General features: G+C 55.0%; 13 protein-coding genes. 11 read left to right on the forward strand and 2 right to left on the reverse strand.

The window, feature by feature from the left end; genetic code table 11:
* The first annotated feature begins 45 nt into the window (after positions 1 to 45).
* The 3 genes from OLTU_RS19645 to OLTU_RS19655 all read left to right on the forward strand — a co-directional run bounded on the left by OLTU_RS19645 (position 46) and on the right by OLTU_RS19655 (position 2067).
* A complete protein-coding gene (locus OLTU_RS19645) occupies positions 46 to 723 on the forward strand; it encodes a hypothetical protein (RefSeq protein ID WP_141734466.1) in 678 nt (225 codons plus the stop codon).
* A 17-nt stretch (positions 724 to 740) separates the two neighbouring features.
* A complete protein-coding gene (locus OLTU_RS19650) occupies positions 741 to 1382 on the forward strand; it encodes an NUDIX hydrolase (protein WP_141734467.1) in 642 nt (213 codons plus the stop codon).
* Positions 1383 to 1530: 148 nt separating this feature from the next.
* On the forward strand, positions 1531 to 2067 hold the full coding sequence (locus OLTU_RS19655; protein WP_141734468.1) for a hypothetical protein: 537 nt from the start codon (positions 1531 to 1533) through the stop codon (positions 2065 to 2067).
* 42 nt (positions 2068 to 2109) lie between these two features.
* Here the strand turns inward: OLTU_RS19655 and OLTU_RS19660 are convergent, their stop codons facing one another.
* Entirely contained in the window at positions 2110 to 4650 is a 2541-nt protein-coding gene (locus OLTU_RS19660; protein WP_141734469.1) for an ATP-binding response regulator, read from the reverse strand.
* A 186-nt stretch (positions 4651 to 4836) separates the two neighbouring features.
* Positions 4837 to 6051 carry an esterase/lipase family protein gene (locus OLTU_RS19665; RefSeq protein ID WP_141734470.1) on the reverse strand — a complete coding sequence of 405 codons (1215 nt, stop codon included), beginning with the start codon at positions 6049 to 6051 and terminating at the stop codon, positions 4837 to 4839.
* 118 nt (positions 6052 to 6169) lie between these two features.
* Here OLTU_RS19665 and OLTU_RS19670 point away from each other — a divergent pair, with 118 nt between their 5' ends.
* From OLTU_RS19670 to OLTU_RS19705, 8 genes are all read left to right on the forward strand, one after another.
* The gene (locus tag OLTU_RS19670; RefSeq protein ID WP_218110143.1) at positions 6170 to 6364 is read left to right on the forward strand and encodes a hypothetical protein; all 195 of its coding nucleotides are present in this window, start codon (positions 6170 to 6172) and stop codon (positions 6362 to 6364) included.
* Between the two features lie 116 nt (positions 6365 to 6480).
* The gene (locus tag OLTU_RS19675; RefSeq protein ID WP_141734472.1) at positions 6481 to 6945 is read left to right on the forward strand and encodes a MarR family winged helix-turn-helix transcriptional regulator; all 465 of its coding nucleotides are present in this window, start codon (positions 6481 to 6483) and stop codon (positions 6943 to 6945) included.
* Positions 6946 to 6956: 11 nt separating this feature from the next.
* Positions 6957 to 7352, forward strand: a complete 396-nt coding sequence (locus OLTU_RS19680; protein WP_141734473.1) for a DUF1398 family protein — start codon at positions 6957 to 6959, stop codon at positions 7350 to 7352.
* 254 nt (positions 7353 to 7606) lie between these two features.
* Positions 7607 to 8584 carry an efflux RND transporter periplasmic adaptor subunit gene (locus tag OLTU_RS19685; RefSeq protein ID WP_176736780.1) on the forward strand — a complete coding sequence of 326 codons (978 nt, stop codon included), beginning with the start codon at positions 7607 to 7609 and terminating at the stop codon, positions 8582 to 8584.
* Positions 8581 to 11715 (forward strand): efflux RND transporter permease subunit, encoded by a 3135-nt coding sequence (locus OLTU_RS19690; RefSeq protein WP_141734475.1) that lies wholly within the window; start codon positions 8581 to 8583, stop codon positions 11713 to 11715. Before OLTU_RS19685 ends, OLTU_RS19690 begins: the two co-directional genes overlap by 4 nt.
* Complete coding sequence (locus OLTU_RS19695; protein WP_141734476.1) at positions 11712 to 12950, forward strand: TolC family protein; 1239 nt, start codon at positions 11712 to 11714, stop codon at positions 12948 to 12950. The genes OLTU_RS19690 and OLTU_RS19695 overlap by 4 nt, the downstream gene beginning before the upstream one ends.
* 169 nt (positions 12951 to 13119) lie before the next feature.
* Entirely contained in the window at positions 13120 to 14871 is a 1752-nt protein-coding gene (locus OLTU_RS19700) for a coiled-coil domain-containing protein (RefSeq protein ID WP_141734477.1), read from the forward strand.
* 525 nt (positions 14872 to 15396) lie between these two features.
* Positions 15397 to 16233 carry a hypothetical protein gene (locus OLTU_RS19705; protein WP_141734478.1) on the forward strand — a complete coding sequence of 279 codons (837 nt, stop codon included), beginning with the start codon at positions 15397 to 15399 and terminating at the stop codon, positions 16231 to 16233.
* Positions 16234 to 16238: the final 5 nt, after the last annotated feature.

Here is a 16238-nt window from a genome sequence, read left to right on the forward strand (position 1 = left end):
CTGTGAGTTGCTCACGTATCTTGCAGCCTTTTTTCGGAGTATCCTGTGCGCATTTCTTATCTAGCTTCCGCATTCTGTCTTATGCTGGCGACAGGCCAGGCTTCAGCTTACACCAGCGTGACCGGCGTCTCGAGCGGCGGACGCTTGACGGGTGGTCTCCTCCTCCAAGATACCGACTATGAAACGACGGCCGACTTTAATGTTGAGACAACCCAGCTGATGGGGGGATATAAGGCCGCCCTGTCCCCTAACTTCGCTCTCGGCGCTGGCGTGGGTATTGTTTTGGATGGTGAACTGGGGGATGAAGCCCGTGCTGAAGATGGCAGCGGTCTTCGTCTTTTCGTGGATGGTCAATTCAATTTCAAACAATGGGGCGCCAACACCCTGATGGGAACCTTCGCGCTCACCCATGATCGCTACTCCTTCCAGGAGGACTTTGTGGGCCGTAACATCGATCTTGATCTCACGATGACCGAAATCAAGATCGGTGGACTCTTCGCGCATCGCATCAGCCGGGCCTCGCTCTATGGTGGACTCGAAGCCTATCTCTTCTCCGATGGCGAGATCGACTTTGGTTCGGCGAACGATGACGTGGAACGCGACAATCGTCTGAATATCCGGTTGGGCGGAGCTTTCGCGGTGGATCCCGCCATTGACCTGCGCGCTGACCTCTACCTTCTGAGCGAACAAACTTTCCTGTTTGCCGCCGATTTCCGTCTTTAAGAGCAAGGGACCACGCGATGCATCGACACAAACTTCTCGAACTGCTGGATGCATACGAGCAGACCTGGGCACGCGGGGTCCTTGCCTGGTCCACCTTTGATGCCGGTGAAGAACTCGGCAACTTAAATCGCCTGCGGGATTTTGTGCGACGGGAGCCTCACTGCCTGGAACGCAGCTGTGTCGAAGGTCATATCACCGCCTCGGCTCTGGTCACCGATCCCCACTGCGAAAAGGTTCTTCTGACTCTGCACGCCAAGCTTAACAAGTGGCTGCAGCTCGGCGGCCACGTGGATAGCGACAGCGATATCCCATATTCCGCTCTGCGGGAGGCGCAGGAGGAATCCGGTCGCAGCGAAGTTCGACTTTTCTCCTACGAAACGCTGTGGGGCATGCCAGCCATGGAAGAGCCCCTGCCCTTTGATATCGACATTCACCTGATTCCGGCGCGGAAGCAGGACCCTCAGCATTTTCACTTTGACGTGCGTTTTCTCTGCAGTCTGGACCCGGGTCTGCCCCTTGTGATTAGCGAAGAGTCGCATGACCTGCGTTGGTTAAGCCTTGATGACGCCCAAAGTCTGACAGATGAACGGAGCATGCAGCGACAGTTCTTTAAGCTGCAGGCCCTGCGCGAAAAACTTTTCAGCCGTCCAAGCCCCTGAAAAATCCCCATTCCTTCTGCCCGAGCCTCGGACACGCGGCTCTTTGCCGGAGTCATGCATGATTTTGTGTTGACCAATGGCGACGGTATTCCCTATTCTCGCCGTCACAGCTGTTCACACCAACATGAGGCAAGGAGGATCCGGGACCATGAAATCCACGGTTTTCACAGCAGCCCTGCTCTGGATGGGGACTGATGCACATGCAGCCATTCAGGGGCTGTATGGCAGTGAATGCCTGCAGGTCGAAGGCTTATCGGCATATAAAGATATGGCATTTGATGGCGACACGCTGAAGCAGGTGCAGACTGTCTTTGGGGACAGTGAGTGCCTCGCACCGGCCTATGATTTCGTCTTCGAAGGACCCTATCATCTCGACGAAACCCTGGGGTTCATCGACTACAGCTTCACGACCATACGTCTGACGCCGCTGAGCGAAGGCGTGGCGGACAACTTCAATGCCTATGAACTTTGTGGCATTCGCAACTGGCAGGCTGGCAAGCCCGAGGACGTCGCCGGTTTGAACTGTGGTGGTCAAAGGATACCCAGGCTTCATACCAATGTTTATGATCGCATCAAGGATCATGACGTCGGCATTCAGATGGGACGCGCCAGCGATCATCTGAACGGTTCCACACCGAATCACCGGCCGATTGAATTCGATGCTGTACTCTATCACGCCAAATAACGATGATGTTGCGCTCCCGGCTCGCGACGCGCCGGGACCACTTCACAGCACCTGCTGATGGGACGACTTTTCCTCTGAACTGTTCACCAGCGCGATGGAATTGCCTTTACTCTTCTCTTCCACCACTTCGCCGACGGCCAATACGGGAAGCACAACCCTGAAAGTGGTCCCGAAACCTTTGCCCGGGCTCTGCACCTCAATGCTGCCGCCGTGCGACTCAACAATGTATTTGACGATGGAGAGGCCGAGGCCCAGCCCTCCAAACTTTCGAGTCAGGCTTGAGTCCTCCTGCAGAAACCGTTCAAAGACATGGGGCTGAAACTCGGGATCGATGCCTTCGCCCTGATCGGCAACAGTCAGCACTACTTTGGATTCCTGTTTTTCCAGAACGATCTGGATAACACCCCCGTTTCGACTGAATTTGATGGCATTGGACAGAAGATTCCAGACCACCTGCCGCAGCCGATCCGGATCGCCACCCACCAGACCCGCTGCATGATCCAGGGCCATCTCCAAGCTGAGTTTCCTGGTCTGAGCCGCGAGGCGCATGGAGTCCACTGTTTCCGCGATGATCGCGGACAACCGCACGGGTTCAATGTGAAGTTGCATTTTCCCCGTTATGATATTGGACATATCAAGGACGTCATCAATGATCCTGGCCTGGGCTTTGGCGCTGCGGTACAGGATTTTGAATATTTCGTGGTATTCCGCTTCGTCGACCTGCTGTTCCACCAGGAGTTCGCACCAGCCGAGTATGGCATTCATGGGTGTTCGCAGCTCATGGGAAATCATCGCCAGAAACTCATCCTTGAGCCTGTTGATGCGCCGTAATTCAACTTCGATCTTTTCGAGCCTTTGGACATTCTTTTCCGCCTCTTCACGCGCGGCACTTTCCCTGACCAGAGCCAGCCGATGTCCTTCCGATTCCTTGCGGGATGCGGCTCCCTCCAGCAGGGTTTTGACCCGGGTAATCAATTCGGTAGGATGAAAAGGTTTGAACAGGTATTCATCGGCACCGGCTTCCCATCCCCGAATCAGTGCTTCTCGATGCGTCAAGGCCGTGAGAAGAACAACGGGGATGTGCAGTGTCCCCTCGTTACTTTTTATGGCCCGACAGAGGCTAAGGCCATCTCTTTCCGGCATCATGACATCGGAAATAATAAGGTCCGGCTGCCAGTCCTTGAGAATGGCCAGGGCCTCGTCTCCATGGACGGCTGTTTTCGTCTGACAGATATCCTGAATCGCCGAGCTGATATAAGTGGACAGCTCGCTATTGTCCTCCGCAATGAGCACCTTGGGAAGGGCACCATTAACCTGAGCCTGCTCGCCTCGATGCATCGGCTCAACCCTGGGGAGCGCGGCGTGAAACATGGGAGCATGCTGGGAATCAGAACGGATGAGGGCCTTCGCATCGGCCGCTGGAGCAAGAAGATTGACGCTGAAGACACTGCCTTCCCCCGGACGACTTTGGACCGAAACATGACCTCCCAGCAACTCACTGAAGTTTTTGACAAGGGCCAATCCAAGACCGGTTCCTTCATAGCGCCGGTCGGCGGATCCTTCGAGCTGCCTGAACTTTTGGAAGAGATGCTGCTGATCCTCTTCGGAAATACCGATCCCGGTATCGGCCACTTTCAGTTCGAGGCGGTCGCCCTTGTGGGCCAGGTCCACGGAGATGGAACCCTTTTCATCCGTGAACTTCACCGCATTGGAGAGAAGGTTGAAGAGGATCCGTTCGTAAAGGTGACGATCCATGTCCACGATAAGGGATGGCTCGTGACTTGTGAATTGTCCCTGGATGCCTTTGACGGCCATGATCGGTTCAAAATCGGCAAGGATCGCCCGGGTGACCTTCGCGATATCTGTCGGTTCACGCTTGACCTCCATTTTATTGGCTTCAAGCTTGGAGAAATCCAGCAGACTGTTCACCATCTGCAGAAGGCGTATGGCATTGCCATGTATGGTCGCCAGGGAATTGAGACTTCTTTCCGGCAAATTTCTGGACTCCGGGCTGTTCAGCAGCGACTCGATGGGCGCCAGGATCAGAGTCAGGGGCGTTCGGAGTTCATGGGAGACGTTGGCTACAAACTCGCTTTTGAGTTTTTCGGCTTCGATCAAGGCTCGATTCCTCTCCTCCAGCGCCTCCTCCGCCTTCTTCCTTTCCACGATCTCCAGGTGAAGGCTTTCGTTGGCCTTTCTTAGCTGCGAGGGGCTGGGAAGCACCAGAACACGAGGAATCAAGGGCCAAAGGGCGACGGCCGTTCCTATGGATGCGGCTGCAGTGATGGCTTTGACGACGGCTGTCAGACGATAGACCGGATCCCATACCGTCCAGATATTCATCACATGAGTGGCGCCGCAGGCGAGGATGAAGATTCCAAACATGACGAAGATCCAATTGAACGCGAGATCCTTGCGCTTGCGGACGAGATAGATGAGGGCGAACGGGATCGTGGCATAGGCCAGGCCGATGATGGCATCGGAAATAACATGGGTCCACAGGATGTTCGCCTGCCAGAGGTAACAATGTCCATGGGGCATGAACGAATCGGAACTCAGAAGATCGCTGAAGAAGTTTGGCATACTCGCCCCCAACCGTGGCGTATTTATTGATAAATAGAGAGAGAGGACATAACCCGATGAGGAGTTATGCGTGGAGTCTATCCAATAGAAAGCCAAAGTTTCCACTGCGCAAAAAGACGGTCGGCACTACAGAAAAATTATCATGCGCTTGATCAGGACCCTGCATGACACCATGAGGCTGCTTGTTTAACGAGATTCGGAAAGACGGAGGATCGGTTTCAGCCAGGCGTGGATTTGTTCATGGACCGCCCGGCTGCTGAGCAGACCAAGATGCGAAGTTCCCATGGCCACCCACTGCTGATCCGCTGCGAAGGCCAGGTCGAATTCCGGGTTCCCATGCTGCCCCAAAGCACTGGCAACCGGGACGATGCCATCACCGGCAAGAGGTCGCGATGTGTCCAGACTCCGACTCGCAGCCACGGCGAAGCACGCGACACCAGCTGGCAGACGCACGGCTGTTCGGGGATCACCGCCGCGCGCGAAACGATCGCGATCCTGCCAATGCGAATCGAGGACATTGCCGTAACGCAGATCGGTAACACCCGCGCTCCGTATTTTACCGAGTTGGGCCAAGGGAGCACTGTACCGACTGATGCCGAGCAGCGTATCCACCCAGTTCCCCAGGCGCTCCATCGGTGCTCCGTGATGTGGCGTGCCGAGGGTGACCAGCGCGCGCAGTTTCTGACGCCACGGAATGCCCTTCGCTTCCGCCGCAAGACACGCGCTCCGCGCGATCAGTCCGCCCATGCTGTGGCCCACGAACAGAATATCCTCCATGGGCCCAGGCCATGCTTCATGCAAGCGTTCCAGGAGTATGGCGAACGCCAGTCCATTTTGCGAAATATGCAGACCACTGTTGTAGCGCAGATAGATCGGGATAAGACCGAGCTCGGCCGCCAGCGCCACACCATGATCATGATTTTTTCGAAGCCAGCTGCCTTCATCGAGCGAGGATCCATGCAATAGGATCAAGGGCCGTCCCCCTTGAGGAAAGCTCGCTTCCAGGGCTTCCCGTTCGAGGCGCAGCGGCCTCCCGTTGTGACACAAACGCATCTCGATAGCCAAAGGGTTGTTCGTTTCAACCAGGTAATCCCCAAGAACGCCATTGAGTGCCGCGAGAAACACGCCCCGCTCGGCACCTGGTGTGCTCAGGAAGGGTTCACATTCGGAAGCAACGCGTTCCAATCCGCATCCAACCATGCCGGTCACACCGCGAATCGCTCCATAGGTCGGCGCGGTCAGCAGCTTTGTGACCGCTCCCAGAGGCTGTCCAACCAGCGCCGGCCCGCCCCCAATTGTATGATGCATCGTTTCCACGAGGCTGGTAATACTATGGGTGGCCTCCACAGCAAGACGTGTGGCACCTTTCAATTGATCGACCAGTTTCCATCTGTTTGTCATGGCAGGCATCATCCTTTTCGAACCATTGCCGGTTTCAGCTATTCAGTTATAGCGCCGCAGGTGCGGGAAGGAAAGGTCCAACACGTGGAACGAAGCAGGAATGATAAGGAGTACATCCATGGACGACACATTTTTCGAAGGATCCCTTGTTCTTGAGAAACTCGCGGAAATCGACAAGGTGGACGACTTCTTTGAAGCCATCGACTCGGATGATTTCGCACAAGCAGAAAAGTTGATGAAGGCCGCGAGAGTCGATGCCGCAACCATCGCCATAGTTCTCCAGAAAATGGCGGAATCGGATGGCGAACACTGACATTTTTCAGAATCCTCCACTATAACCCGTTGATATAACAACGTTTCAGTCTGACTAATAATTTCCTAGACAACTATTTCCGATTAAACTAATGTCGGCAGCAGAGGAGGGCGGGCATGGCAAAGGGCAGAACGGTGAGTCCATTGCAGTCGCATATTGGATTCTGGATGAGGCTGGTTTCGAACAATGTCTCGCAGGCGTTTGCAAGGAAGCTGGAATCAACCGGCGTGACGGTGGCTGAATGGGTTGTGATGCGGGAGATGTACGGTGAGGCTGGTCTGACGACACCCAGCCAGGTCGCCGACCTCACCGGCCTTTCCCGGGGAGCTGTTTCCAAACTCCTGGAGCGCCTTTTGCAGAAAGGCTATATCGGGCGCACCGAATCCACGATTGATCGACGCTACCAGGACATCCGACTGACCGCCGAAGCGCAGGAACTCGTTCCCCGGCTGGCTGCCCTTGCGGATCAAAATGATGACGAGTACTTTACGCCACTCACCGAAGCCGAGCGCAAACAGCTGACAAGGATTTTGAAAAAGTTGGCCAGAGTTCACAGCCTGACCAGCGCTCCCATCGAATAACAGGAGGACATATGAACATCAGCACGTTAAAGGAAGTTATCCAAGGTTCATGGAGCAACACACTCAGATTCCCCGAGGTGGTCGGCAAACTCATGGCAGAGGGGGTGGAATCCTACCATGTGGATCTGGTGCGGGCTGAGAATCGCTACTACACGGCATCCGGCCAGCATCATGTTGAAAGCGTTCCGTTCCCGCATCCGACTGCAGCCCAGGAATTTTCAGCCGAGAAGGTTGCAGCAGCCGTCAGGAGCAGCCAGGCCGGGGAGATAACCTATCCCCAGTTTTTGCAAAGGATCATGGACGCCGGGACTGTCTATTACATTGCCTGTCTTGCCGGTCGCAGGGTTATCTATCTGGGTCGCAAGGGCGATTGTCACGTCGAACACTTTCCCCCAGCCCCGAGGTGATTGCGTAGCCAAGGGGACGATCCAGAAAATCCCCGATGAAATCTTACCAGCTTGATTCAATTTTATTACCCAGACAATAATGACGTTCGTCTGCGAAGCTTTTGTATTCTTGTGTTTGTGATACATTGCGCGGATGGAGGATGGGTATTAACATTTTACGACAAAAAAGGTTCATCATCGCAGCCATAACCCTGGTGGTTATCCTCATGATTTTCTGGAATAGGGATTTTTTCTGGAACGATCAGGATTCGATTTTGGGTTCGTCAGATGCCGATGCCAAGGCACCCGTCATCACGGTGATTACGGAGCCCATCGCCATAACGGGGAACGATCGCATTTTCGAAGCGATCGGAACGGGACGTGCACGCCTCTCGGTTCAGATTTATCCGGCCGTGTCCGAGGCTGTTCAGGAAGTGCTTTTTACAGCCCAAGGTCCTGTCAAAAAAGGTGAGGTCCTGGTTCGCCTGGACGACCGCGAAGAGAAACTGGCTCTCAGGCGGGCGGAGATTGAGCTGGACGCAGCCAGGCGTTTGCTGAATCGCTACGAACAGGCCGGACGGCAGGGAGGAGTTCCGAAGTCGGAAGTGGACCAGGCTCGGGCTGATTTTGAAGCGAAAAGAGTCGCGCGGGACCAGGCTCAGCTCGACCTGGAATTGCACAGTATCATCGCACCCTTTGATGGTGTTGTCGGTCTGCCGAGAATTGATCCGGGTGACAGGGTTTCTCCCGATACGGTGATCACAGTGCTGGACGACCGGCACATCCTTTACGTCGATATCGAAGTTCCCGAGGCCCTGGTCAGTTCTCTTCAAGGCGAACAGATCATAACCGCGACAACACCAGCGTGGCCTGGACTTACGTTCGACGCTCATATATCCGCCCTGGAGAGTCGGATCGATCCGGAGCGCCGGACGATGATGGTCAGAGCCAATATCGTGAACGAGAAGGATCTCTTGCGCCCCGGAATGTCCTTCGTGACCCGCTGGAAAATAAAAGGCAACGAATTTCCAACCGTTCCTGAAATTGCTCTGCAATGGGGCCGCGAGGGGGCTTTTATTTGGGTGATTCGCGGGGACAAGGCTGAAAAAATACCCGTCCGCGTCATCGCCCGAACCTCAGGACGGGTCCTGGTTGAGGGCGCGGTGACAAACGGCGATCATGTTGTTGTCGAAGGCGTGCAGCGTCTGACTCCTGGCAGCAAGGTCCGGATGTTAGGGGCAGGAGAATCATGAAGGAGAGTGGCAACACACTGACAGCCCTCGGGGTGCGACGCCCCGTGACGATCGCCGTCATGAATCTTCTCATTATGCTGGTGGGTCTGGCGAGTTTGCTGGGGATCGATGTTCGCGAGCTGCCCAATGTCGATCGCCCCGTGGTGAGTGTCCAGGCCCGGTATGAGGGAGCTTCCCCAAAAACCATGGATACGGAAGTGACCAGCATTCTGGAGGGAGCGGTCGCCCGGGTCTCCGGCGTCAGGAATATCGAATCGTCCAGTGAAGAGAACAGCACGCGGATACGGGTTGAGTTTCAGCCGGAGGTCGATATCAATGACGCCTCCAATGATGTGCGCGAAGCCGTGAGCCGGGTTCAGCGGGATCTGCCGGAAGATATTGATCAGGTTTTTGTGGTAAAGGCCGACGACGACGCCGAAGCCATCATGCAGCTCTCTGTTATGAGCACGCAACTCTCAAAGCATGAGTTGGCCGAACGCATCGAAAAGGATGTGGCCCCTGAATTACTCTCCATCGCGGGCGTGGCGGATGTGCGCTTGAACGGGGATCAGCCCATGGTGCTTCGCGTTGTGCTCGACCCGGCGCGCATGGCCGCTAATCTTATTTCGGCGGCTGACGTCATCGAAACCATGCGCAATGCTCATTTCGATGTGCCAGCCGGTAGCTACGAATCCGAGGACCAGGAACTGATCGTTCGTGCTTATGCCTCTGTCATCGAACCCGCCAAGGTTGAGCGCATGCATATCCGCGGCAATATCCGGATCGGTGATATTGGAGACGCATTTTACGCGCCGGAGGAAGCGGAATCCTATTCGCTTTTAAACGGTCGCATGGTGATTGGCCTCGGAATCATCAGGCAGGCCGGTTCCAATACCATCGCGATATCGGACGAAGTGGAAAAACGCATGGCGCAGATGAATGAGCGCTTTCGCGACTTTGAGATCGTCCTGACCTCGAACGATGCCGTCTTCATCAAGGGTGCGCTCCTGGAGGTTTTGTATAGCCTGATCATTTCCATCCTCATCGTTCTCCTCGTGATCGCCCTGTTCCTTGGCCAATGGCGGGTCACACTGGTGCCTGCCGTGACAATGCCCATTTCGCTGATAGGGACTCTGGCTGCCATTTGGATATTTGGTTTTTCCATCAATCTGCTCACCCTCCTGGCCTTGGTTCTGGCCACTGGCCTTGTGGTGGATGATGCGATTGTTGTCATGGAGAATGTTCAAAGACGCATGGACCAGGGTCTGGGCAGCATGGCGGCCGCTGTGATTGGAACCCATCAGGTGTTTTTCGCTGTGATCGCGACGACCGTGACCCTGGTCGCTGTTTTTTTGCCGATCGCCTTTTTACCGGGAGAAGCGGGCCGGCTGTTTCGCGAGTTTGCGCTGGTTTTGGCCATTGCCGTGAGTATAAGTTCTTTCGTGGCCATCACGTTATGCCCCATGATCATGTCCCGCATGAATACAGGTTCCGGCGGAAAAGATTCATCGTTCCTTCAAAGGCGTCTCAGTGAATTCGGTCACCGATTGAGCCAGTATTATTTTCAAACCCTGGAAAAAATGCTGGCGCGACCTTTCCTGTCCCTGGCTGCGGCCCTCGTCCTGGGGGTCGCCGGCGCGTTCGGCTTTTTCCAACTGAATCAGGAGCTGCTGCCCGTGGAAGATCGCGGGGAACTGCGCATATCCCTGACCGGGCCCGATGGAGCTTCTCTGGCTTATGCCGATCGTCAGGCCCAGAAGGTGGAATCCATTCTCCATCCCTATCAGGAGGCGGGACTCATCAAGGACATTTATACGATCGTCGGCAGCTGGGATAAAAACCGGGCTCTGACGATTGCCACTCTCGTCGATGCCGAAGATCGGGATTTCAGCCAGATGGAGCTGGCGGATGACGTGAATCAGCAGCTCTCGGCATTGCCTGGGGCTCAGGTGCGTATCAATCAGGGATCCGGGCTTGATATTGGAGGTGGCGGTTCCGGCCTGGAGCTGGCCCTGCTCGGGAATGAATATGAAGACATTGCCGAAGCTGCTCACAAACTGTCGGCCGCTCTCCTGGAGCGTGTGGACGGGATTGAGGATGTCCGGGTCCAGTTTGATACCTCCCAGCCTGAGCTTTCCTTCAATATCAATCGCGAGAAAGCCCAGGATCTCAAGGTTCCTCTGGACGCCATTTCCCAGACACTGCGGGTGATGGTCGATGAATATGATGTCATTGACCTCAATATCGAGGATCAGGCCGTTCCCGTGATGCTGGGATCAAAAATGGGCGCTGTCAATGATCCCGGTGACCTGCTCAATATCTTTGTACCCAATGCGAACCAGAAGCTTGTGCCCTTGAGCTCTCTCATCAGTGTGGAGGAGCGCGGCGTCGCAGCTGAGCTTGACCGGCACGCCCAGCGCCGGGCCATTGAATTGGATATCGATCTTCCACCCGGGGCGGCCATTGGTCATGTGATGGCGCAGGTCCGCGCGGTCGCAGCTGAAGTGTTACCCGCGAACATCAGCATTCTTTTTTTGGGGGAAGCCGCGACGCTTGAGGAAACCTCCTATGAAGTCGCCATCACCTTTCTTCTCGCCATTGCTGTTGTCTTTCTGGTTCTGGCGGCTCAGTTTGAAAGTCTGGCAACCGCTTTCATTGTCATGTTTATCGTGCCGTTCGGCATCGCCGCGGCGGTGTTTGCCCTCCTGCTGACGGGTCAATCCATTAACTTGTATAGCCAGATCGGGCTGGTCATGCTCATCGGTTTGATGACGAAAAATGCCATTTTGCTGGTTGAGTTTATGGATCAACTGCGGGACGAAGGCCGCAATGTTCCCGATGCGGTTATGGAAGGAGCCAGGGTTCGGTTGCGACCGGTTATGATGACCGTTTTGTCAACCGTTCTCGGCAGTTTACCGCTCCTGCTCAGCCAGGGTCCTGGAGCAGAAGCCCGCAACGCCATCGGTTGGGTGATCTTCGGCGGCCTGGGACTCTCCACCTTGTTTACGCTCTATCTCACGCCGCTGGCCTATTCCCTGATCGCACCGCATGTAAAACCTCGTGGCCAGGCCGGAAAGGTCCTGGAGACGCAGTTGGAAAGTGCTGCCAGGCAGGGTGAAGGCAGACTCGAAACTCACGAGGCTCTAGTGTGAAACGCTTCATTTTTGTTTTGATCTGGTCCTGGTCCGGAGCATCCTATGCTCAGAAACATTTTACGCTGAACGATGCCTTGCAGCATGTATTAAAGGATAGCCCCTATGTTCAGGCGGAAAAGGCCAATATCGAGATCGCCGAGGCGGCCGCGTTAAGAGCCCGAGGCCAGCTTTTGCCTCAATTGAATATACGGGGCTCCATCCACCAGCGGCCGGACACGACCGACGTGGATGAACCCCGGCGCGCCTCTGAATATTCCATTAGCCTGGCGCAGCCTCTCTTTTATGGAGGATCCCGTTTTTATCAGTGGCGGGCCGCTCAATCCATGCTTGACGCCCGTATCGCCGGAACAGCTTCCTCACTGCAGAATATCAAACTGGAATTGACGCAGACCTACCTCGCGATACTCGCGCGCATGGAGATCCTTGAGCACCAGCGGGAGCAGGTGAGAGTTTTGAAGGAGCAGGTGACGGTCGTACGCGCACGCTTCAAGGCCGGCACCGCCATACGCTCCGACGTGCAGCAGGCCGAGGCTCGACTGGCGGCTGCGGAAGGTTCCGCAACGATGGCTGAAAGTCAGCTGGAAATTGCCAGGGCCCAGCTGCTCCAGTATCTAGGCTTTGAACCGGACGCCCCTTTGGTCTGGCCCGACATTCCCAGGAATCTGCCTGATAAGGCGGAAGTTCTCTATGGCAAAGTCCTGGCCGAGAATCCTCTTTTGCACCAAAGTCAGGCGCTGATCGCCAGCGAACAGGCTGAGCACAAAGCAGCCAGAGGAGCCTTTTTTCCCGAGTTTACCGCTGAATTACGCCGGACGCGGCGCCTGGATCAGGACGATCTGCCCGAGCAACAGAATGAGATCGTCCTCGGCATGACCCTTAATTTATTCAATGGTCTTCAGTCCTATTACAATGCGAGCCAGCAGAACCTTGAACTGCAGCAGGCGCGGGAAAGGATGACCATAGTCAAGCGGGAGCTCCAGCAGGAAAGCAGCGAGATTTTCTCCCAGTTTTTGGCCGCGAAATCAAACCTGGGTTCGTTGCGAGTCGCCGTGAATTCAGCCGAGTCGGCGGCGAGGGCCTTTGAGTTGGAGTATAAAAGCGGGCTGCGCGGTCTCTCGGATGTGCTGAATGCGGAACAGGATGTTTTGCAGGCCCAGGTCTCCCTCATCCAGGCCAGGTTCGAATATTACCTGGCGGCGTATCGTATGCAGTACGTCGCCGGCAGTCTCTGAGAAGGGTGTGGATTTCCGCATTTTTTTCTTCTGTAATGTTTAAAAAAATATTCTATATTGCGCCGAATTTACTAAGAAAAACATCCCTGCGACAAATCCTTTAATGCGGGCCTTCCCGTTCACCGACATAGTCCCTATATAAGACAAGCGCAAACCTTTGGGGATAAGTATGAGCGAGCAAAAAGCACAGGCCCGTGTTCTTTCCATCGCCGTCGAGCAGGGCGGACCGCGCAAGGCGGAAAAGGATGCTTTGGAGCTGCGCATCACGGAGCTGATCGGCGTCGCGGAGCACTTATCCCAGCGCATTGCCATTTCGCAAGGGCATGCGGAGCGTTTGGAAAAGGAGGTCGAGGATTTCCGCCGCCTCCGCCAGCAGGCCGAAGCGGAGCATAAGGCCCAGGAGGAGTTGAACACCAGCAAACGGCGTGAACTCGTGACTCTTGAGTCGGAAGTCAAGAAGCATGAGACCACCATCAGCAACCAGCAGGAGCGTATTCGCAACCTGACGGAAACGATTGATATTGCCGAAAAACGCAGCAAGGAAGCGATCGCGGCTTTCCAGGCCGACACCGACGATAAGCTCAAATCCATCCAGCATGAGTTTGAAGCGGAAAAGGAACGGCTCACCATTGAGTTCGAAACTCATCGCAATCAAACCCAGACGGAAATGAAGCAGCTGACCGAGGAACTGGACCAGAACCGCAAGAAAGCCATGCGGGCGCTGGAAATTGAGATCCAGGACACTCGAAAAAAAGCCGAGGAAACCGTCTCCAAACTTCTGCACGACGGTCGCAGTAAAAACGAGGCTCTGATCAAATCCACCGAAGCCACCGCCTTGGAAGTGCACCGTGAATCGGAAGCCGCAGCCAAGAGGCTTCTGGTCGAAGCCAATCAAAAAGCGGCGGACATCATCCGTGCTGCGCAGCATGAAGCCGAGGAAGTGCGCCGGCGCACCCACAACGCGGAAGTGAGTTTCCTGAAAGAGAAAAACAATGGACTCGCGGAAATGAAACTCATGGTCGCGAACGCCAAGGAAGAGGCCCAAAACATCATTACGGCGGCCATGAAGGAAGCCAGTGAAATCCACTATAAAGTGGAAAAGGAAAATGAAGCCAAGATAACTGCGGCCAACAGCAAGATCAGCCAGGCTCGCAATGCCGCTGAGAAGGAAACTCAGGAGTACATGGAAAAATCCCGTGCGGAACTGTTCCGCCAGGCCAAGGAACAGGAAGCCCTCCTGGCCCGTAAGCTGAAGGACGCGGAAGACCAGCTCGCGGCCGAACGCAAGCGCATGGAAGATGAAGCCCGCTCGATACTGGCCAGTGCCAGGGAGCGTGCCCAGGCGATCATTGACACCGCCAACAACGAGAAGAACTTCAAATTCGAAGAGCTCAAGGCTCTTGAGAATTCCATGTTCCAATCCGCCAGACAGTCCGCTTCTGCCATCACCCACGACGCCGAGAAGATTGCTTTGAATATCGTGGAAGAAGCCCGTGGGCGGGCCAAGACGGTCGAAAAAACCGTGGAAGCGATCCTGGCCCATGCGACCGACGATGCGAACAAAATCCGCGCGAAGGCGGACGCCTATGCGGAGCAGATCAGGCGGGAAGTTCCCGACCCGGCTCAATGGGATGCGGAGCTGACTCGAATTCGCCAGCAGGAGCAGGATCGACTGCAGGCTTTGATCGAACCTACGGTCAAGAACTACCTGAAAGCGATCGACATGGCGATCCACAGCGTCTTCATGGATCTGCCTTCGAAGTATCAGACCAACAAAGTGATCCAGGACTTTGCCGAAGCGATCGGCACGATCCAGCACAAGAAGAATCTGATCAAGTTTGGCGATCTGATTCCAAGGTTGGCTGTCTCGCCGCAGATCAGTGACTCGTCGATGCCACCGCCCTTGAAAAAATCATCCTGAATGTCTTCACCGGGGTGCTCTCCACCCCGGTATCATCGTGTTTCCCCAAGCCTTCCGCCGACTTATACCTACCCTCAACGACGTCCTTCCATCCCTGGTTTGACCGTCAAGGGTTTGGACAACGTTACGTTCCTTCTGCCTAACGTAGCAGACAATCCTGGACAACATGCGGGACAAATGCCTGTGATTCATGCCGAGTTCGGTGCGGCATGGCAATTGCTTTGGGGCCCGTGAACGCGAATGTTCCGCATGCAAAGCCGAGTGAATCTCACTCACACTTTGCGCGCATATGATACGCGCTCGCACAGCGACGATCACTTCACATCTCTGGCCGACATCGCGCCACGCGACTGCTTTCGAACCCCTATTTTTCAAGCACAATCATCATCTATTGCGTAGTGCATTGTTTCACAAAGCGTTCACTAAATTTTTTACTTTTTGTAAAATTTTCTCTTAATGAAAAACAAAATCTTCCGAAACGTAAGCATTAGGTCAACACGCAACGCTTAGGCTAAGGAGAACATCATGCATTTGAGATGGAAAGTGGCACTCGCCATCAGCGCATCAATTGCCATCAGCTGCAGCAGCGCCAAACAAAGCGCTGACAAGAGCAGCGGCAACACGGGTGCAGGCAGCGACGAATTGATCAATGCCGAGACCACCTATTACGCGGGTTACGACGGCACGACGGATTACAGCATCCTGCTTCCGGATTTTCGCAAGTATGCCCTTGCGGATCAATCGGTTGCCAAACTCGAAGAGATCAAGGTGACTCTCTCCGATGAACTGTTGAATGAGCTGGTGGCCCAGTCCAAGGCCAAGAACCCCAATTTTGATGAGGAAAAGTTCAAGAAGCGTTTCAGGAAGGAACGCACGTCCTATAAGATCACACCCTTGAAGGCTGGGACTCTGTATGTGGCCACTTCAGGTGGTCGTGGCGGACCTCCCGGCACAGGTCAGTCCGGGTTCCCCGTCTCCAAGAACATCCGCATTGTTGTGAAGCAGTATTCAGCTGAAGACCTGGCGCTGGGCAAGGCCCGCTATGAAACCGACGCCGGGGGGACTCTGAAGAGCTGCAAGTCCTGCCATGAATCAGCGGATAACAATGCCCCTCCTCATGAGCTGGGCCGCATCATGCAGATTTCCGACAGTGACGCCAGCACCTGGCTCAAGACAGGCGAACTCAATGGTCGCGTGGCCGAGGTTGAGCATGCCTGGGAATTCAACTCTGATGCGGAACTCCAGGGTGTGGTCGCCTATCTGCGCAGCAAGCAGACGCGCGATATCGAAACGCTGACCAAGCTCTATTTCGAAGAGCATTTGGCCAATGATCAGGGTATCAAGCAAGGCCCGAAACCATAACAGGA

It is taken from the genome of Oligoflexus tunisiensis, assembly GCF_001748245.1.
Taxonomy (GTDB): Bacteria; Bdellovibrionota_B; Oligoflexia; order Oligoflexales; family Oligoflexaceae; genus Oligoflexus; species Oligoflexus tunisiensis.

Excerpts from the sequence above, each read along its gene's own strand:
- OLTU_RS19680 (WP_141734473.1), top strand. The coding sequence starts at position 6,957 with ATGAACATCAGCACGTTAAAGGAAGTTATCCAAGGTTCATGGAGCAAC.
- OLTU_RS19690 (WP_141734475.1), top strand. The coding sequence starts at position 8,581 with ATGAAGGAGAGTGGCAACACACTGACAGCCCTCGGGGTGCGACGCCCC.
- OLTU_RS19705 (WP_141734478.1), top strand. The coding sequence starts at position 15,397 with ATGCATTTGAGATGGAAAGTGGCACTCGCCATCAGCGCATCAATTGCC.
- OLTU_RS19665 (WP_141734470.1), bottom strand. The coding sequence starts at position 6,051 with ATGACAAACAGATGGAAACTGGTCGATCAATTGAAAGGTGCCACACGT.
- OLTU_RS19660 (WP_141734469.1), bottom strand. The coding sequence starts at position 4,650 with ATGCCAAACTTCTTCAGCGATCTTCTGAGTTCCGATTCGTTCATGCCC.
- OLTU_RS19700 (WP_141734477.1), top strand. The coding sequence starts at position 13,120 with ATGAGCGAGCAAAAAGCACAGGCCCGTGTTCTTTCCATCGCCGTCGAG.
- OLTU_RS19675 (WP_141734472.1), top strand. The coding sequence starts at position 6,481 with ATGGCAAAGGGCAGAACGGTGAGTCCATTGCAGTCGCATATTGGATTC.
- OLTU_RS19655 (WP_141734468.1), top strand. The coding sequence starts at position 1,531 with ATGAAATCCACGGTTTTCACAGCAGCCCTGCTCTGGATGGGGACTGAT.
- OLTU_RS19670 (WP_218110143.1), top strand. The coding sequence starts at position 6,170 with ATGGACGACACATTTTTCGAAGGATCCCTTGTTCTTGAGAAACTCGCG.
- OLTU_RS19650 (WP_141734467.1), top strand. The coding sequence starts at position 741 with ATGCATCGACACAAACTTCTCGAACTGCTGGATGCATACGAGCAGACC.